Source organism: Shimazuella sp. NTD248 (assembly GCF_059510395.1).
In genome coordinates this window covers 57,452-76,029 of the sequence record NZ_JCAJZT010000001.1, presented here as the reverse complement: position 1 = coordinate 76,029, position 18,578 = coordinate 57,452, and the positions used below count along the sequence as shown (strand labels likewise).

Here is an 18,578-nt window from a genome sequence, read left to right as displayed (position 1 = left end):
ACTCTCTCAAACTCTCTCATAGGTATTGATAGAAAAGAAAGTGCACGGATGGGGGAGTTAGGATGAGGCGGACGCATTTTCGCATGGAGACATATAACCTATCAGATCCTAGATATCGGCGAATGTTCGTTATTTTTATGATGAGTGCAGCAAACCTTTTCTTGGTCTTGGGTGTCTTTTTTGTTTTTCAAACCGAGTCGAATCATAACTCACAATTGGGTAAAGTTACTTCCAATATTACTTCTAGGACACTACTTCAAGTCATGAGTGATAACATTCCTTATTTGCAGGAAATGATTCACCGTCCGGGAAGCGAACAGATGGTATCACGCCTCTTTTTTGAAGTGATGACTAGTTTTGATCCACAAGATCCTCGTACTTTTTTGAGCAATGAAATTCCTTTGTTTGCTCTATTTGATACCGATATTGATACAGCGAGTAAAGATGTAACCTTTTCGGATGTTCCTATTGAGTCATCGCCGCCTGCAAATCTCGAAGAACAAGTGATGAATCAGATCAAGAAACAAGAACAGTCAGAACAGAAACCGCCATCTACTACGGTAACAAGTCCAAAAGTAAAAAGGGTGTTTATCTATCACTCGCATTTCTCGGAGTCCTATATTCCGGAGCTGGATCAATCCAATGGTATGAAAGCCAATGATGCCAACAAAAACATCACCTTGGTGGGCAAGCATCTCGCAGAAGATTTGGCGAAGATGGGGATAGGTTCTGTAGCATCACATCTCCCATATCCATATCGAGGGGCTTATAATGCATCACGCAAGACAGTAGTTCAAGCATTAAAGGAGTACGATCACTTAACGTATTTGATTGACATCCATCGAGACTCTCAGCGACGTAAAAAGACCACCATTACGATTAAAGGAAAAACGTATGCTAGACTTGCTTTTGTTGTGGGGGGAGCAAGTAAGCACTATACAGACAATCTAAAATTGGCTCGTTCCTTGTACAAAGATATCAATAAGATTGCTCCTGGATTAGTCAGAGGTGTCTTTATCAAGCCGAGGACAATGGGGACAAATGGGGAGTATAACCAGTCCTTATCTAAAGGGAGTTTTCTTGTGGAAATAGGCGGAATTGATAATAATTTCCAAGAAGTGTATCGATCGACAGATATATTGGCAAAAGTGTTAAGAGAACGAATTTCAGATGCAATTCCGGTTCAAAAATAGAAAGGATGAAGCAAATGCGATATTCTATCCAGATTATGAGCCTTGCCCTTGTATTGTTGATCGGGGTATTTGTCGGGATTGATTCAGCAGAAAAAAATATTCAAAAAATGCAAGGTATCGAAGGCGCACCAAGAGCAGTGCAGTTGAGTAGTAAAGGCGATAAATTGGAGTTAAATGTACTCGGACAAGTAGTAAAATCCAATAAAATCAACGCTGTTCAAGTACAAAAAGTTCAAAAGACAATCACCCAGAGTGAAAATGTCCTATCTAATATTGGAAATGCAATTGGTTCCAATATGCGCTATTATTCCAGAATGATGCTGAGTACTGTTTTCGCATGGGCTAAATAAATAATTTAATAACGAAGAGTTAAAATTTTATTAAAAAGTCGACTAAAAAAAGTCGACTTTTTTTTTATTTCGAGTTCCTAATGTATATACAGATAACAGTAGATCATTTATTATAAAAATAAGTAGCACCTTTTTTACTTCTACAAAGAGAGATGGGGGAGGTTTGATGAAAGCTGCTAAGTGGGTCAGTATTCTCACTGCGTTAGCTTTGGTCTTAACTGTTTTGGCTGGCTTCGGATCAGCTAATACTTCTTACGCTGCTGGTGGTCCTGATGATTACAAAATTGAAATCAACAAGACAACCAATTACCTTTATTTGTACAACAAATACGGTAAGGTAATTAAGACATACCGAGTAGCAACTGGGAAAACCAAAGCGTTAACACCTGAGGGAACATTTGAAATTATCATTAAAATTAACCAACCCGGTTGGAAAGGTATTCCTGGAGGAGATCCCAAAAATCCACTAGGTCCAAGATGGCTTGGTTTACAAGTTCGTGGTGACAATGGTCGGACATATGGCATTCATGGGACTAACCAACCATCTTCCATCGGAACGCATGCATCACACGGTTGTGTACGAATGAATAACAACCAAATTATTGAACTTTACAACACAGTAGGAACTGGTACATTGGTATGGATTCATACTGGTAAGAGCGATGGTATCTGGCATGGAAAACATCGTACTTCCACCCCAAGTCCTGCTGGTAAACTGACGGTTTCCGTTAGTGCTGCAAATATCCGTGCTGCTGCTTCTCTTAACGCAAAAGTATTACAAGTAGTACCTCGTGGAACAGTCCTCAACAAAGTTGGAGTAGTTGGAGACTTCTACAAAATCAAGCTAAAAAGCGGTGCATATGCTTATGTGCACAAATCAGTAGTAAAATAGGACTTAAGAAAAACGCCCACAGCAATGTGGCGTTTTTTTATGTTTGTTGCAGGACAAACAATATCTAATACCATTGCTTGCTCTCCTTACAGCCTGCTATAATGATACAATGCAGTCTGCTAATGGGCTAGCAGGGAGGATTAGAACGGATGAATAAACAATCGCAAATACGTAATTTTTCCATTATCGCACACATTGACCACGGAAAATCAACGTTAGCTGATCGAATCCTTGATTTTACAGGGGCACTCACTGAGCGAGAGAAACAAGATCAATTTTTAGATAAGATGGATTTAGAGAGAGAACGCGGCATTACCATTAAGTTACAGTCAGTACGTCTCCCTTATCGGGCAAAAGATGGGCAGGAGTACATATTGAATCTAATCGATACACCTGGCCATGTTGATTTTTCATATGAAGTATCACGGAGTTTGCAAGCTTGTGAAGGTGCTTTACTCGTTGTAGATGCAGCACAAGGTGTCGAGGCGCAAACATTAGCGAATGTATACCTTGCATTGGAAAATGATCTAGAAATCATTCCAGTCATCAACAAGATTGATTTGCCAAGTGCAGATCCAGAGCGCGTAAAGGAAGAAGTAGAAGAAGTTATTGGTTTGGATGCTAGTGATGCTGTCCTTGCTTCAGCAAAAGCGGGTATCGGAATTGAAGATATCTTGGAGCAAATTGTTGCAAAAGTACCAGCACCTACTGGAGACGCTGAAGCTCCTCTACAAGCGCTCATCTTTGATTCTTTTTATGATGCCTACAAAGGTGTAATCGTTTATATGCGGGTTGTTCAAGGAACGATACGCAAAGGCATGAAGATCAAAATGATGGCGACAAGCAAAATTTTTGAAGTACTGGAAGTAGGAGCTTACAATCCACATCCTGTCTCCATGAATGAATTATCTGTTGGGGAAGTTGGTTTTGTGGTAGCAAGTATTAAAAATGTAAAGGATACTCGTGTTGGAGATACGATAACAGATGCTACAAATCCAGCAGCTGAACCACTTCCGGGCTATCGTAAAACAAATCCGATGGTATTTTGTGGATTGTATCCAGTGGATTCTTCCCAATACGAAGACCTGCGAGAAGCATTGGAAAAATTGGAATTAAATGATGCATCTTTGGCCTATGAACCAGAAACCTCTAATGCGCTTGGATTTGGATTTCGATGTGGTTTTTTGGGCTTGCTTCACATGGAGATCATCCAAGAAAGAATCGAACGAGAGTTTCAAATATCCCTCATCACCACAGCGCCAAGTGTTGTTTACCAAGTCCACATGACGGATGGTACTTCTTTTCAAATAGAAAATCCAACATTGATGCCTCCTGTTCAAAAGATTGATCATGTGGAAGAACCATATGTGCGAGCGGGCATTATGGTGCCCAATGATTATGTTGGTACCGTTATGGAACTCTGCCAAAACAAACGTGGTCAATACATCGACATGAAGTATTTGGATACCAATCGTGTGAATTTGCAGTATGATTTACCGCTTTCTGAGATTGTCTATGATTTCTTTGACCTCTTAAAATCAAGTACCAAAGGTTATGCATCTTTTGACTATGAGTTAATCGGTAATAAGACTTCAGATCTGGTGAAGATGGATGTTTTATTAAACGGAGAAGTAGTAGATGCCCTTTCCTTTATCGTCCACCGCAATCGTGCCCAGCATCGTGGCCGTTTGTTGGTAGAAAAGTTGAAAAAACTGATCCCTAGACAAATGTTTGAAATACCAATCCAAGCAGCAATCGGAAACAAAGTAGTAGCACGAGAGAACATTAGCGCCATCCGCAAAAATGTACTGGCTAAGTGTTATGGTGGGGATATAAGCCGTAAGCGCAAACTGTTGGAAAAGCAAAAAGAAGGTAAAAAGCGGATGAAAGCTGTCGGTAGCGTAGAGGTTCCGCAGGAAGCATTTATGGCTGTTCTTAAGATGGAGGAGAAGTAAGTGTTTTCCCCTAAAGCGGTTTATATTCACATCCCATTTTGCGCTACGAAATGTCATTATTGTGATTTTACCGCTTATGTTGTAGATGGACAGCCAGTGGATGATTATATCGATGCTTTGGAAAAAGAAATCGAGATGACGGTGAAAGATGCTCCCCTTGGCATGTTGGAAAGTATATTTATCGGAGGAGGTACTCCAACCGTCCTGACTCCTGTTCAGATGGAAAAGTTACTTCGTATGATCCGTTGTTACTTTCCAAACTGGTCCCCAACTATCGAATATACAATGGAAGCAAATCCAGGAACGACCTCCAGCGAGTTACTTTCGGTTATGCGAGCAGGCGGAGTGAACCGTTTAAGTTTTGGTGCACAAACCTTTGAGCCACATTTGTTAAAGGACATTGGAAGATCACATGGAGTAAGCGAAATTGCGACTAGTGTAAAAGATGCTAGGTATGCAGGTTTTACGAATATTTCACTTGATTTAATGTTTGGTTTACCAAATCAAACAGTAGAACAAGTGAGGGATACATTGGAACGTGCAGTAGCATTATCTCCTGATCATTTCTCTTGTTATAGTTTAAAAGTAGAAGAAGGAACACTATTTTATCATTTAGAAGAGCGCGGACAGCTACCGTTGCCGACAGAAGATGCAGAGTATGCGATGTATCAATTAATTCGTGATTATTTGCTTTCACAAGGATATATTCAATATGAAATTAGTAATTTTTCCAAACTAGGAAAAGCCAGCAAACATAATTCCACCTACTGGAGAAATGAAGCCTATTATGGGTTTGGTGCTGGTGCTCATGGTTACGTAAATCATATTCGGCATGCAAATGTAAAAGGCATTTCGGAATATATCGGGCGTATAGCCAATGGAGAACGCCCAATTTTACAACAGGATAAAATAGACATCCAAGAACAGATGGAAAATTACTTTATTCTTGGTCTAAGACTATTAGCAGGAGTTAGTTTGAAGCAATTCGAACAACAATATGGATTACCTGCTGATAAAGTTTTTAAGGAAGCAATTGAAATATTAGTAAAAAAACAGTTTCTTACCATAGAAGATGATATTCTCCGACTTACCGAGCAAGGTTTGTTATTTGGGAATGATGTTTTTGCCCAATTTCTCTACTGATATCATTGACACGGAATCAGTGGTTTGATAACTTTAAGAGTAGATTTTAGCACTCGGAATAAACGAGTGCTAATAGAGAAAACTTGCCGTGTGTCTTGCCTTACAAGGCGCTGACAGAGGCATAGATAAGATTTATGCCATCTTATCTACCAAGTTAGGAGGGAGGCAGATGTTAACTGAGCGGCAAAAAAAGATTCTCTGGGCAATCGTTGATGAATACATCCTATCAGCAGAACCTGTTGGTTCACGTACTGTGTCAAAAAAAGAAGGGGTTGGATTTAGCCCTGCTACTGTGCGAAATGAAATGGCTGATTTAGAAGAGATGGGTTTTTTGGAGCAACCGCATACATCTGCCGGACGTATTCCTTCAGAAAAGGGATATCGTTCTTATGTTGATCATTTGCTGCATTCTCAAGTACAAAGAGACGAGAACCGACGAGCTGTATGGATGCTAGATCCTCTAAATGTACTGGAGATGGAGATGCAAAGCGTTTCAGCCAGACTCTCGCAGCTTACGAATTATATGGCAATGATTGTAAGGCCTAAGTTAGTAGATGGGCACTTGAAACATTTATCTATTGTGCCGATTAGTGACAATCTTGCAGTTTCTGTCATCGTCAGTGACAAAGGGCAAGTGGAGCAACATCAAATCTTCATACCTGAGGCTATTTCTTTATCCATGATCGAGGAACTGGTCAATCTGCTCAATTACCGGGTAATTGGTCTGCCACTTTCAAAATTGAATAAACTGGCTTTTAGCCAAATTTATGATGATCTGCATCACTTACTGTATCCTGCACAACTCATCCCTACTATGCTTGAGCAACTATTTGAGTTTGAACATCCCGAACAGATTTTTTTAAGCGGGACAACAAGGATGTTAGAACAACCTGAGTTTCGCGATGTCAATAAAGTTCGTGGGTTGCTTGATTTGGTGGAAGCGAATGAACAAGTTCTACAACTCTTGGAGCCTTTAGAGCCACTGATACCTGGAATACAAGTTCGAATTGGGAGTGAAATCTCACTTGATGGTGTTCAAGGATGTAGTGTGATAACTGCATCTTTTAAAGTAGATGAGGACCCTGTTGGAACAATAGGTGTGTTAGGTCCCACAAGAATGGACTATGGTAAAGTAATATCCCTTATTGAAGGTTTTACTAAGTTAATCTCCGCGCAGTGAAGGAAGCTTACGAAAACGTGAGATGTAAAGCGCAGCCAAAATACTATATGCATCAAGAAACAATAAAGGATGTATCCTCGGTCCCCATGAAAGAAAGGAAGAGAAGGTTCAATGGCGGAAAGTGAATTTTTTGATGTAGATAGAGTAGATCCACGCTTATCTGCTCTCCAGTCGAATGCAAATGCTGTAAAAGCTGTCGCATCTGCAGTGGAGACTACTCTTGGACCTAAAGGTTTAGATACCATGCTTGTTGGGGAACGAGGAGAAGTAATTGTTACCAATGATGGAGTGACAATACTAGATCGTATGCAAGTAGAACATCCTGCTGCTCATATGATTGTTAATGTGGCACGTGCTCAACAAGATGAAATGGGTGATGGGACAACAACAGCGACTTTACTTGCAGCAGCCCTTGTAAGTGAAGGTGTAAAACAGGTAACATTAGGTGTTCCGGTTGTAAAGGTTATTGCTGGCATCAACCGGGGTGTTCGCTTTGCTCTAAAAAAAATGAAAGATCGTGCTCGTCAGATCCAACACCTTGATGACGAGTGGCTACAGAGAATTGCTTTTACAGCGAGTCGAGAAAACGAAGATATTACAGTATCTGTAATAGAAGCTGCTCATCTAATCGGGCATGAGAAATTAGTAGATAAAAATTTCCGATTATCTAGTTCTGTAGTTGCTCATCCTCGTGCAGAAAGCGCTGTGTTTACGGGTGTTTTTCTTAATCGTTCTCGATTAAATCCACAAATGCCTCGGGCAAAAGTAGATGCGAGAATTTTATTGTTGGCTGACTCTCTTTATGCTGATACAGTAGATGATGAAGCACTCCGAACAGAGTCTGGATTTAAAAAACATGAACGTTTTCGTGAACAATTTTTAAAAGCTATTGAAAATATGGTTCATTTGAATGTAGGAATAGTTTTAACCACAGGAAACATTGACCCATTAGCAGAAGATATACTTACGGACTCTGGTGTAATGGTTGTCTCCGACCTCACACAAGAAGAAGTTTATCGTGTATCTGAACATACACTATCAAAACCGATCAAACGCAGTACTTTATTTAAACCAGTCGAAGAACTAGAATCAGTATTAGGGTATGCTTCCATTATCGAGGACGATGGAATTTTAGAGCGTGTTTTAATCAGTGGGGGACGAGGAAAAGCGTATGCCACCATTTTGGTAAGTGCTTCTACTGATGAGGTAGTAGAAGAACGGGAGCGGATATGCAAAGATGCAGCTTCCGCAGTGCAGGCTGCTGTAAAAGGTGGTTTTGTACCTGGTGGTGGTGCACTGGAACTTTCTATTGCTCGTGATGTAGAGCGCTTTCGAGATAGTATTCAAGGTATGGAAAGATTTGGGGTAGCTGTGGTAGCTGGGGCATTGGAGCGACCTATGACACAAGTCGTCGCAAATGCTGGATTTAACCCTCTAGAGAAGATTGAGATGGTGAAAGCTTACCAAGTAAAACGTGATTCCGATTCTTTGGGAATTGATTGTGATCGTGGTACTATCTCAGATATGATTGAAATGGGTGTTGTTGATCCTCTACTGGTGAAATATCATGCATTAAAAGCAGCAGGAGAAGTTGCTACTGCTGTACTTAGAATTCATACCGTTGTGAAGATGAGAAGCGGTGAATAAGGAGGGATTAGTATGGAAGAAAAGCAAAAAGTAGGAGATGCAGAGGAAAACGTATTACATGTTGACGAAAATACCTCTAAGCCTTCCCGAGATGAGAATGATTCACTGCAAAATGAATTTGCATTGTTGAAAGAGAAAAGTGCACAATTAGAAAGTGAGTTAGCTGAGTCAAAGAATCAATTATCAAGGGCTGTTGCTGATCTAGAGAATACTCGTCGTCGAGCACAGAAACAAAAAGAGGATGCGGTAAAGTATGCTTCTGTTCCTCTTGTAGAGTCTTTGCTGCCAGTCCTAGACAATTTTGAAAGAGCGCTAGATACGGCAGAAATAAAAGCTGAGGACAGAGGTTTACTCGAAGGAGTAGAGATGGTTTATCGTCAGTTGCTTCAGGCTTTGTCTGATGCAGGTCTAAGTATGGTGGAGGCAGTTGGTGTTCCATTTGATCCGCATGTACATAATGCTGTTTTGCAAGTAGAATCAAGTGAGCATGAGTCTGGAATTGTGATAGAGGAGTTACAATCTGGTTATCGCTTCCGGGATCGGGTAATTCGCCCAACAATGGTGAAAGTGAGTACATAAGGGTAATCTTTCTACATAATTTCAGGAAGTTTTTATATGGACAAATTTCTTCTCTAAATTAAGATAAATTATTCTGTCAACTAAGCTATTATATACATAGCATTAATTTTTAGGAGGGTGTAAGCAGTGGGTAAGATTATCGGTATTGATTTAGGAACTACAAACTCTTGTGTGGCATTCATGGAAGGTTCAGAAGCAGCAGTAATACCTAATGCTGAAGGAGGTAGAACAACTCCTTCAATCGTTGGATTTTCTAAACAAAACGAAAGATTGGTTGGAGAAGCTGCAAAACGTCAAGCTATTACGAATCCAGAAAATACAGTGATGTCAGTAAAAAGACATATTGGAACAGACTATAGAGTGAAAGTTGAAGAAAAAGAGTACACTCCTCAAGAAATTTCTGCAATGATTCTCCAAAAATTAAAACAAGATGCAGAGAGCTATTTAGGAGAACCTGTAACTCAGGCTGTCATCACTGTTCCTGCTTATTTTAACGATAGCCAACGCCAAGCTACAAAAGATGCAGGTAAAATTGCTGGTCTTGAAGTTATGCGTATTATCAATGAACCAACTGCAGCTGCATTAGCTTATGGTTTAGAAAAGACGGGGGAAGAAAAGATTTTAGTTTTCGACCTCGGTGGTGGTACCTTTGACGTTTCAATTTTGGAACTAGAAGATAATTTCTTCCAAGTTATTTCTACAAGTGGAGATAACCATCTGGGTGGAGATGACTTCGACCAAGTCATCATTGATTATTTGGTTCAAGAATTTAAACGGGAAAACGGTATCGACTTATCTCAAGATAAAATGGCACTTCAACGCCTCAAAGATGCTGCTGAAAAAGCAAAAAAAGATTTGTCTGGTGTATTGAATACCACCATTTCTCTTCCTTTCTTGACCATGGATCAATTTGGACCAAAACACCTAGAAATAACACTAACACGCGCGAAATTTGAAGAATTGAGTGCAAAACTCATTGAGCGCACTATGATACCTACACGTCAAGCCTTGAGTGATGCAGGATTATCACCTAGTGATATTAGCAAAGTAGTATTAGTGGGTGGTTCTACCCGTATCCCAGCTGTACAAGAAGCGATCAAACGCCTCACTGGAAAAGAACCTACAAAAGGTGTTAACCCAGATGAAGTAGTAGCAATGGGTGCAGCTATTCAAGGTGGAGTTATTACTGGTGATGTGAAAGACGTAGTATTGGTTGACGTTACACCTCTGTCTCTCGGTATTGAAACAATGGGCGGTGTGTTTACCAAAATTATTGAGCGTAATACTGCCATTCCAACAGATGGAACACAGATTTTTTCTACCGCTGCTGATAATCAAACTGCTGTAGATATCCATGTTCTTCAAGGAGAACGGCCAATGGCAAACGACAATAAAACGCTCGGTCGTTTCCAATTACATGACATTCCACCGGCACCTCGTGGTATTCCACAAATTGAAGTAACATTTAATATTGATGTAAATGGTATCGTTAATGTTGCAGCAAAAGATAAAGCAACTAATAAGAGTCAGGCTATTACCATCCAATCTTCCAGTGGATTAAGCGATATTGACATTGAGAAGATGATTCGCGATGCAGAAGAAAATGCTGAGGAAGATAAACGTAAAAAGGAATCTGTCGAACTGAGAAATAAAGCTGAACAACTTGTATTCACCACTGAAAAAACAGTGAAAGAATTAGAAGATAAAGTAGATGCAGGTGAAGTAGAAGCAGCAAATGCAGCAAAAGAAAAAGTCCAAAAAGCTTTACAAGAAACTGACGAAGAAGCTTTGAAAACAGCAACAGAAGAACTGGAACAAAAAGTCCAACAACTTTCTGTCAAGTTGTATGAAAAAATGCAGCAAGAAGCAGCTGCTCAAGAAAATCCAGAAGCGAAAAAGAACGACAGCAATGTAGTAGATGCCGAATTTGAAGATGTCAAAGAAGAAAATTAATGCACACAATCCTCATGGCCATAGTCGAAGGATGCCCGACTCTGGCCTCCTCCATATATTTTTAATTTTTAGGGAGAAGGAGGTGATCTTGTGAGCAAACGTGATTACTACGAAGTGTTGGATGTTTCTCGAACATCTACTGAAGAAGAAATCCGCAAAGCTTATCGAAGGCTTGCTCGCAAATATCATCCTGATGTAAACAAAGAAGCCGATGCCGAAGCCAAATTTAAAGAAGTAAAAGAAGCTTATGAGGTATTAGGCGATCCACAAAAGAAAGCTCAATATGATCAGTTTGGTCATGCAGACCCAAGTGGTATGGGTGGCGGAGCTGGTTTTAATGGCCAAGACTTTGGTTTTGGTGATATTTTTGATATGTTCTTTGGTGGCGGTAGACGTGCTAACCCAAATGCACCAAGACAGGGAACTGATTTAGAAGCTAGAATGCATATTGAATTCAAAGATGCTATTTTTGGTGCTCAAAAAGATATCATCATGGTGAAAGCGGCAGAATGCGATATTTGTCATGGTTCTGGAGCGAAGGCAGGAAGCAAACCAGAAGTATGTTCGACTTGCCAAGGAAAAGGGCATGTAGAATCCATTCAAAATACTCCTTTTGGACGTATTGTAAACCGCCATGATTGCGCGCAATGCCGTGGGAAAGGGAAAGTAATTCGCGACAAATGTGTGAATTGTGCCGGTACTGGACAGACCAAGAAGAAATTTAAGATTCCTGTTACCATTCCTGCAGGCATCTATGACGGGGAACAAATTCGTATCACAGGGGAAGGGAATCCTGGAGTTAATGGCGGGCCGCCTGGGGACTTATATGTTACTGTTTTTGTTAGAAAGCATGACTTTTTTGCAAGAGATGGCTATGATTTAACCTGCCAGATTCCTTTGAGTTTTGTGCAAGCTGCCCTTGGAGATGAGATTGTTGTACCAACTTTAGATGGTAGGGCTAAGTTGAAAGTTCCAGCTGGAACACAGACAGGAACAGAATTCCGTCTAAGAGGTAAAGGAGTACCGCGTGCACGTGGGATACGAAGGTGATCTTCGCGTACAAGTAAAGCTAGTCACTCCTATGAAATTAACAGAAGAACAAAAGCAACTGCTTCGCGATTTTAATCGACTTTCTGGAGAATATATACATGAGCAGAGCGATAATTTCTTTACGAAAATGAAAAAAGCATTTAAAGGAGAGTAACGGGCGATTAGATGCCCGTTTTCTTTTTACTTCATTTTCTAGGATGTTTTTAGGAGGATGTTCCGATGAAATGGTTAGAATTAGCGATATATACAGAAGAAGAGTCAGTTGAAGCATTGACAGAAAGATTACAGGATAATGGAGCTGGGGGAGTCTCCATTGAAGAATCGGCAACCATCGATCGAACACAACCGGGAGAATATGGTGAGATCATCGCTTTAAATCCTACGGATTACCCTGATTCAGGGGTAATTGTTAAGTCTTATTTTGCAGAAGTAAAGAATACAGATCAGCTGGTTTCTCAAATGGAGGAATGTTTACTTGAATTAAAAGAATATGGTTTACATGTTGGAGAGGGGAAAATTGAAACAAAGTGGGTGGATGATGAAGATTGGGCAAATGCGTGGAAAACTTACTACAAACCGACACGTGTGTCTGATCGATTGGTTATTGTGCCGGTGTGGGAGGAATACAAAACCCAATCAGGTGAACTACCCATTTATTTAGACCCAGGTATGGCATTTGGAACAGGAACACATCCAACTACGAGATTGACATTGCAATTGATGGAAAAATATCTTCATCCTGGCAATAAAGTTATCGATGTAGGATGTGGAAGTGGGATTCTCAGCATTGCAGCTGAACAATTGGGCGCGGGTAGAGTTTTAGCCCTAGATTTAGATCCTGTTGCAGTGAAAAATGCACAAGAAAATTGTGCCCAAAATGATACCAAACGGATAGTAGTGAAGGCAGGTAATCTACTGCAAGGTGTAGGAACGACAGCACAACTAATCGTTGCCAATATACTAGCTGAAATCTTACATAAAATGATGTATGATCTACCAAGAGTCCTAGAACCTGGAGGGGTTTTTATTGGTTCAGGAATTATAGAGAGCAAACAAGAGGACATCGTGAAAGGTTTGCAGTCTGTTGGTTTAACAGTACTAGAAATCATTACCGAAGAAGACTGGGTAGCTGTAGCAGCGAAAAAATGGTAAGCTGGTGAGGGTTTTTTCATGCAAAGATACTTTATTACTCCTGATCAATTGTTCGGGGAAGTAATTCATATAACAGGTGATGATGTTCATCACATTCGTACCGTGATGCGAAGTCAGGTTGGAGATACATTTATTTGCTGTATGATGGGAATGGATTATTTGGTGAAAATTGAGTCGATCAGCCCATCAGCAGTTACTTGCCATGTTATAGAAGGCTCGCAATCTGAAGGGGAACCTAACGTTCAAGTAACCCTTGCACAAGGACTGCCAAAAGGTGAAAAATTTGAATGGATTTTGCAAAAAGCTACAGAACTAGGAGCAAATGCATTTCTGCCTTTTTCCTCTACTCGAACCATTGTAAAATTAGAAGGGAACAAAGCACCGAAAAAACGAGATCGCTGGATTAAGATTGTGAAAGAGGCAGCAGAGCAATCTCATCGCGGGATTATTCCATCTGTTGAGCTTCCATTGAATTGGAAGGCACTTTTGTCGGAGATTTCAAATTATGATGTAGCAATTATCGCCTATGAAAAGGGTGGATTAGCACTTCAAACAGTACCTTTTATACAAGAGAGTAAATCCATTTTGATGATAATTGGACCAGAAGGCGGATTTTCGGAGCAAGAGATTGGGGAAGCAGTTGAACATGGCGCAAAACCGATCACGTTAGGAAATCGTATCTTACGTACGGAGACAGCAGCGATTAGTTTGTTGGCCTGTCTCATGTTTATGTTTAACGAATTAGGGGGTGACTGAAAATGAGCAAAATCGCATTTCATACATTGGGATGTAAAGTAAATGCATATGAAACAGAAGCAATGTGGCAACTGTTTCAAAAAGCGGGATACGAAAGAGTAGAGTTTGATACCAAAGCAGATGTTTACCTGATCAATACATGTACGGTTACCAATACAGGTGATAAAAAAAGTCGTCAAGTGATTCGTAGAGCGATTAGGAAAAATCCAGATGCTGTTATTGCCGTTACTGGATGTTACGCACAAACGTCTCCAAGCGAAGTCGCTGCAATTCCTGGTGTAGATATTGTGGTAGGGACACAAGGAAGAGATAAACTCATCGAATATGTGGAGCAATATCGCACAGAGCGGCAGCCTATCAATGCTGTTGGCAATATCATGAAACAGCGCGAATACGAAGAATTCGATGTTCCTGCATTTGCAGATCGCACTCGGGCATCACTAAAAATCCAAGAAGGTTGTAACAACTTCTGTACCTTCTGCATTATTCCGTGGGCAAAAGGACTTTCCCGTAGTCGCAAGCCGGAAAATGTATTGGCTCAAGCGCGCCAATTAGTTGCTGCTGGTTATAAAGAAATTGTGCTCACAGGAATTCACACAGGTGGTTATGGGGATGATTTGGAAAACTATCAACTAGCTGATCTTTTGATTGACCTTGATAAAATCCCAGATTTGCACCGGATTCGAATCAGCTCTATAGAAGCAAGCCAAGTAGATGGCCGTCTGATTGATGTATTAAATTCATCGGATAAAATGTGCCGTCACCTTCATATCCCTCTCCAAGCTGGTGACAATGAAGTATTAAAAAGAATGCGTCGCAAATATACCGTCGAAGAATATCGGGAAACCATCTTAAAATTGCATGATGCCCTCCCTGGTGTAGCGATCACCACTGATATGATCGTGGGATTTCCAGGAGAAACCGAAGAACAATTTTTAAATGGTTATCGCTTTGTAGAAGAGTTAGGGATGTATCAAATGCATGTATTCCCATATTCCAAACGTACGGGAACCCCTGCTGCTAGGATGCTTGATCAAGTAGCCGATGAGGTGAAAACCGAACGCGTCAGCCGACTGATTGCTTTATCGAATAAACTAACTACCACATATGCCAGCAAGTATGTTGGGGAAGTATTAGAAGTGATCCCGGAAAGAGCCTACAAAGAAGAACCGGGTAGGGGTTTGTATACTGGTTATACGGATAATTATCTTCCTGTGGCTTTCCCTGCAACGGAGGACATGATTGGGAAAGTATGTCGGGTGAAAATCGATGAAGTAGGAGCAGAAATGAATAAGGGCTCTTTTGTTAGGGTGTTGGATGAGAAACAATTGTGTTCTTAAAACTAAGACAGCTTTATGTAACACGTAACCCCACTAGAATTTCTTTTAGTGGGGTTACGTATCTATAAAGCATCCATTATTTTCGGACGGTGGTGTGACACTTATAATCAATGATAAAAAAGTAATCATTGAATTACATAAAAGTGAGCTTGATGAAGGGTGTCTAAAAATCGCCGAATGGGCTTTTCAACGTTATGATAAAGCATTTAAAGCATTACGGGATAAATGATACTTGCATTACAATAAAATAGGAGGGTTTAATTTGCGTAAAGAAATATCAGCAGGTGGAGTCGTGTTTCGGAAAGTAGGGGAAGCAATTCAACTCTTACTTATCCAAGATCGTTTTGGCAAGATAACTTTACCTAAAGGACATCAAGAAGCAGGGGAGACGATCGAACAAACAGCTGTTCGCGAGATTGAAGAGGAGACAGGAGTTGTCGGTAAAATTGTCGCGAAAATAGACACTATCTCCTATACTTTTATGCATTCTGAGCATGGGGAAGTAGAAAAAGAAGTGACCTATTATGTAGTTCAAACGGATGAAGATAGTATTAGCCCTCAACTAGAAGAAATAAACGAAGTGGCTTGGTATTCGATTGAAGAAGCAAGAGAACTTCATCAAGTAAATGGTTATGAAAACAATCATTCTATATTGGAAAAAGCAATCCAGTATTTAATGGGAATGTATAAAAATGATTAACAAATCACATCAGGTAGCATCAACCTGATGATCGATAATAGAACTTTTACACATTTATCCGATATTGCTTGTCCATTTTATCTCTTCGTTATTCCATTTGCCAAAAAATTCTTTTTCATTGAGTATTGCTTCATAAATCGGTAACAGAAAAATTTTTATTTGTTTCATAACTTGTTCGAACGAGATAGATATTTTGGTGGTTCTTTTTAAAAACGCTGCCCATTGTTTTTGTTTATCATCAGAAATGACAAATTCTTCGGAAAATATGTCCGGCTTACGTTCATATAAAGTACCTCTCCTTTGAAAGGTTTCAAAAATGGCTTCATATACTATTCTACCATCAAAGGGAAATTGTTTTGTTAGTAGATAGATATCATAGAAATCTTTCATTCGACTGTTCAACTTAGCGAGTTTAATCATCGTTTCAAATTTTTCAGCAATAACTGATTCTTAGGAGTATACAAACATTTGGGCATAATCCATATCCAATAAAGTAGGGTATTGCATAAGTTTAGGTTTTGGTACAATTACGTCACCAAATCCGATATCAATCTGTAGTTTTTTTATCGCTTGGCCTAGACGACACTCAATTAAGACACGTACACCTTCATAGTCGGCTCCTTCTTTAATGCGTATTGTTTTAATGGTGTCTGTTACATATAAAATACCATCATCTTCTTCAGTTTGACATATCTCTCTGAATATTTCCCCAATCTCTTCAAGTTGTGAAGCAAGTAACTTTGCCAAAAAGTCTACATCTTTTGTTGTTCTGTGTGGGTCATTAAAAATTACACACAACAGAAGCCCGCCTTTTAAAACAAAGTTTTTCTTAAAACGGGAACAAGATAAGCGATAGAGTAAACGTTCAAGCATATACATTGTTAAAATTTCATCAAATGACCTACCTTGCTGTTTGGCCAAGTTTAACAATCTAGCTCTGATTGAACTAGACATGTCTTTGATCATATAAGTACCTCCAAGTAAGTTTTTACCATTTTGTAGATTCTTAATTTTTTAGCATATTCTATAAGTCTTTGCAAGTTTTTTTCAGGATTGATTATATATCTTTCTATCATCTCTTTGACGATATCCATACCAATCTTGTTCCGATAAATGATAGTATCGCATACTGTTTTTTCCAAATCGTATATTTTTATGGTGCAATTACCGATCATCGTCTCCATGATACCTGTTTCAAATCGATATTTTGATAAATGGAATATTTTTATTGGAGGATAACTTGGTATGATTGGTTTACGCATGGTGCGTGGAATAGCTACTGTATGTTCTTTCGGGATGTAAGTGGTTAGTTCATGATAACTAAGGGCTGAAAAGAGGAAAAGTACACTTTCTGGTATTATTCCCATAACGTCAGCGATTTCATTATACTCTTGTTCGATCTGTGTCCATTTATAAAGCCCGCGTTTTATTCTTTCCAATCGTCCATCTTTAAGCAATGTATGAATATCATAAGTATTAAATCCTTGACTTTTTAAGCTTTTTGCTGAAATAAAAGGTTCCTTAATTTCTAATATTTGTTCTACTATCTTTTCTTTATCATTTCTCAAATTAATTCCCTCTTTACACGTATGCACTTAATTTTAACTGCATACGTTTTGTTAGTATAATAGCAAGATTATTCCAATATATCAAGTAATCATTCAGTGATTCTCTCTAATCTTTAGTTTCCCATCTAGCTAGGCACCATCCACTCCACCAACTTAGCAAATCCAGCACATACAGGAAGCACTAACAATGAGCAGACGATGTTGTAGATCGTTTGGGTATGTGCGACTTGAATCGAAGGATTGCTCGAAAATTGAGAGACTACATCTAGGAGAAGAGGGATGAGTGGGAGGAATAAGAGTGCTCCACTAACATTTAGTACAAGATGTGCAATCGCAACTCTTTTGGCGGATGGTTTGGTTTGGAGTGCTGCGATCAAACCAGTCGCACATGTACCCACATTGCTTCCGATTACGACAGCAATAGCAAAAGGCAGCGTAATGACGGAAGAGGCATAAAAACCCATTGTGATGGCTACCATAGCACTACTGCTGTGGATGAGTGCAGTGATCACCATACCTGTAAGAAATCCCATCAAAATGGGATAATCAGTACTTGACATCAGCCAATCGATATATCCAGCTTGCTCTAAAGGAGTGGCAACACCTTGCATGTATTTTACTCCGGCAAAAATAAGCCCAAGTCCAAACCATATTGATCCCGTGCGCTGTTTCATTACAATCAAAATAAGTCCAATAACGACTAAAGGCCAGGAAAAATCATCTAATTTTAATGCCAATAATTGTGTAGTAATCGTGGTTCCGATGTTGGTGCCAAGGATGATGCCTAATGATTGAGCAAAAGTTAGCAGTCCTGTATCAACTAAACCAATAGTGAAGACTGTCACTGCTGTACTGCTTTGCAGTAATGCGGTTAAGATTGTTCCGCATACCATCCCCCGCCAAGGTGTTTTGGTAAAGCGTAACAATATGTTTTGGAGATGTTTTTCTGCTAGGCTTTCAAGACCATTTCGCATCATTTTCATTCCATATAAAAAGATAATAAGTCCCCCACAAAAGGGTAGTAAAATAGCTGCCATAATCCTTCCTCCTCCTTACATCATATGGGGAAGAGGACATGCACATGCTAGATAATAAAAAAGCGATTCCTTGTTAGGAATCA

16 protein-coding genes and 2 pseudogenes are annotated in these 18,578 nt (G+C 39.7%); 15 read left to right on the top strand and 3 right to left on the bottom strand.

What is annotated here, in order from left to right:
* The first annotated feature begins 62 nt into the window (after positions 1–62).
* The 15 genes and pseudogenes from spoIIP to AC5WOE_RS00340 all read left to right on the top strand — a co-directional run bounded on the left by spoIIP (position 63) and on the right by AC5WOE_RS00340 (position 15,890).
* Positions 63–1,193 (top strand): stage II sporulation protein P, encoded by a 1,131-nt coding sequence (gene spoIIP, locus AC5WOE_RS00410; RefSeq protein WP_496048032.1) that lies wholly within the window; start codon positions 63–65, stop codon positions 1,191–1,193.
* A 14-nt stretch (positions 1,194–1,207) separates the two neighbouring features.
* Complete coding sequence (locus AC5WOE_RS00405) at positions 1,208–1,543, top strand: DUF3679 domain-containing protein (protein WP_496048031.1); 336 nt, start codon at positions 1,208–1,210, stop codon at positions 1,541–1,543.
* 166 nt (positions 1,544–1,709) lie between these two features.
* Positions 1,710–2,435, top strand: coding sequence for a L,D-transpeptidase family protein (locus AC5WOE_RS00400; protein ID WP_496051621.1), 726 nt, complete (start codon positions 1,710–1,712; stop codon positions 2,433–2,435).
* A gap of 149 nt (positions 2,436–2,584) precedes the next feature.
* Positions 2,585–4,390, top strand: a complete 1,806-nt coding sequence (gene lepA / locus AC5WOE_RS00395; protein WP_496048029.1) for a translation elongation factor 4 — start codon at positions 2,585–2,587, stop codon at positions 4,388–4,390.
* Positions 4,391–5,533 (top strand): radical SAM family heme chaperone HemW, encoded by a 1,143-nt coding sequence (gene hemW, locus AC5WOE_RS00390; protein ID WP_496051620.1) that lies wholly within the window; start codon positions 4,391–4,393, stop codon positions 5,531–5,533.
* 169 nt (positions 5,534–5,702) lie between these two features.
* Positions 5,703–6,713, top strand: a complete 1,011-nt coding sequence (gene hrcA, locus AC5WOE_RS00385; RefSeq protein WP_496048027.1) for a heat-inducible transcriptional repressor HrcA — start codon at positions 5,703–5,705, stop codon at positions 6,711–6,713.
* A gap of 111 nt (positions 6,714–6,824) precedes the next feature.
* Positions 6,825–8,360, top strand: coding sequence for a TCP-1/cpn60 chaperonin family protein (locus AC5WOE_RS00380; RefSeq protein ID WP_496048026.1), 1,536 nt, complete (start codon positions 6,825–6,827; stop codon positions 8,358–8,360).
* Positions 8,361–8,372: 12 nt separating this feature from the next.
* Complete coding sequence (grpE, locus tag AC5WOE_RS00375; RefSeq protein ID WP_496048025.1) at positions 8,373–8,939, top strand: nucleotide exchange factor GrpE; 567 nt, start codon at positions 8,373–8,375, stop codon at positions 8,937–8,939.
* Positions 8,940–9,065: 126 nt separating this feature from the next.
* Entirely contained in the window at positions 9,066–10,892 is a 1,827-nt protein-coding gene (gene dnaK, locus AC5WOE_RS00370) for a molecular chaperone DnaK (protein ID WP_496048024.1), read from the top strand.
* 90 nt (positions 10,893–10,982) lie between these two features.
* Positions 10,983–12,096, top strand: a pseudogene (gene dnaJ / locus AC5WOE_RS00365) (molecular chaperone DnaJ).
* A 65-nt stretch (positions 12,097–12,161) separates the two neighbouring features.
* Positions 12,162–13,094 (top strand): 50S ribosomal protein L11 methyltransferase, encoded by a 933-nt coding sequence (prmA, locus tag AC5WOE_RS00360; protein WP_496048022.1) that lies wholly within the window; start codon positions 12,162–12,164, stop codon positions 13,092–13,094.
* Between the two features lie 18 nt (positions 13,095–13,112).
* Complete coding sequence (locus AC5WOE_RS00355) at positions 13,113–13,850, top strand: 16S rRNA (uracil(1498)-N(3))-methyltransferase (protein WP_496048021.1); 738 nt, start codon at positions 13,113–13,115, stop codon at positions 13,848–13,850.
* Positions 13,851–13,852: 2 nt separating this feature from the next.
* The gene (gene mtaB, locus AC5WOE_RS00350; RefSeq protein ID WP_496048020.1) at positions 13,853–15,190 is read left to right on the top strand and encodes a tRNA (N(6)-L-threonylcarbamoyladenosine(37)-C(2))-methylthiotransferase MtaB; all 1,338 of its coding nucleotides are present in this window, start codon (positions 13,853–13,855) and stop codon (positions 15,188–15,190) included.
* 94 nt (positions 15,191–15,284) lie between these two features.
* Positions 15,285–15,419, top strand: a complete 135-nt coding sequence (locus AC5WOE_RS00345) for a hypothetical protein (protein ID WP_496048019.1) — start codon at positions 15,285–15,287, stop codon at positions 15,417–15,419.
* Positions 15,420–15,452: 33 nt separating this feature from the next.
* On the top strand, positions 15,453–15,890 hold the full coding sequence (locus AC5WOE_RS00340) for an NUDIX hydrolase (RefSeq protein ID WP_496048018.1): 438 nt from the start codon (positions 15,453–15,455) through the stop codon (positions 15,888–15,890).
* Between the two features lie 54 nt (positions 15,891–15,944).
* Here AC5WOE_RS00340 and AC5WOE_RS00335 read toward each other — a convergent pair.
* The 3 genes and pseudogenes from AC5WOE_RS00335 to AC5WOE_RS00325 form a co-directional block, all read right to left on the bottom strand.
* Positions 15,945–16,763, bottom strand: a pseudogene (locus AC5WOE_RS00335) (nucleotidyl transferase AbiEii/AbiGii toxin family protein).
* An 89-nt stretch (positions 16,764–16,852) separates the two neighbouring features.
* Positions 16,853–17,458 carry a type IV toxin-antitoxin system AbiEi family antitoxin domain-containing protein gene (locus AC5WOE_RS00330; protein WP_496048017.1) on the bottom strand — a complete coding sequence of 202 codons (606 nt, stop codon included), beginning with the start codon at positions 17,456–17,458 and terminating at the stop codon, positions 16,853–16,855.
* 125 nt (positions 17,459–17,583) lie between these two features.
* Entirely contained in the window at positions 17,584–18,495 is a 912-nt protein-coding gene (locus AC5WOE_RS00325; protein ID WP_496048016.1) for a Na/Pi cotransporter family protein, read from the bottom strand.
* Positions 18,496–18,578: the final 83 nt, after the last annotated feature.

What these genes read in the sequence shown, in the direction of transcription:
- spoIIP (WP_496048032.1), top strand. Translation starts at nt 63, where the DNA reads ATGAGGCGGACGCATTTTCGCATGGAGACATATAACCTATCAGATCCT.
- AC5WOE_RS00405 (WP_496048031.1), top strand. Translation starts at nt 1,208, where the DNA reads ATGCGATATTCTATCCAGATTATGAGCCTTGCCCTTGTATTGTTGATC.
- AC5WOE_RS00400 (WP_496051621.1), top strand. Translation starts at nt 1,710, where the DNA reads ATGAAAGCTGCTAAGTGGGTCAGTATTCTCACTGCGTTAGCTTTGGTC.
- lepA (WP_496048029.1), top strand. Translation starts at nt 2,585, where the DNA reads ATGAATAAACAATCGCAAATACGTAATTTTTCCATTATCGCACACATT.
- hrcA (WP_496048027.1), top strand. Translation starts at nt 5,703, where the DNA reads ATGTTAACTGAGCGGCAAAAAAAGATTCTCTGGGCAATCGTTGATGAA.
- AC5WOE_RS00380 (WP_496048026.1), top strand. Translation starts at nt 6,825, where the DNA reads ATGGCGGAAAGTGAATTTTTTGATGTAGATAGAGTAGATCCACGCTTA.
- grpE (WP_496048025.1), top strand. Translation starts at nt 8,373, where the DNA reads ATGGAAGAAAAGCAAAAAGTAGGAGATGCAGAGGAAAACGTATTACAT.
- prmA (WP_496048022.1), top strand. Translation starts at nt 12,162, where the DNA reads ATGAAATGGTTAGAATTAGCGATATATACAGAAGAAGAGTCAGTTGAA.
- AC5WOE_RS00355 (WP_496048021.1), top strand. Translation starts at nt 13,113, where the DNA reads ATGCAAAGATACTTTATTACTCCTGATCAATTGTTCGGGGAAGTAATT.
- mtaB (WP_496048020.1), top strand. Translation starts at nt 13,853, where the DNA reads ATGAGCAAAATCGCATTTCATACATTGGGATGTAAAGTAAATGCATAT.
- AC5WOE_RS00325 (WP_496048016.1), bottom strand. Translation starts at nt 18,495, where the DNA reads ATGGCAGCTATTTTACTACCCTTTTGTGGGGGACTTATTATCTTTTTA.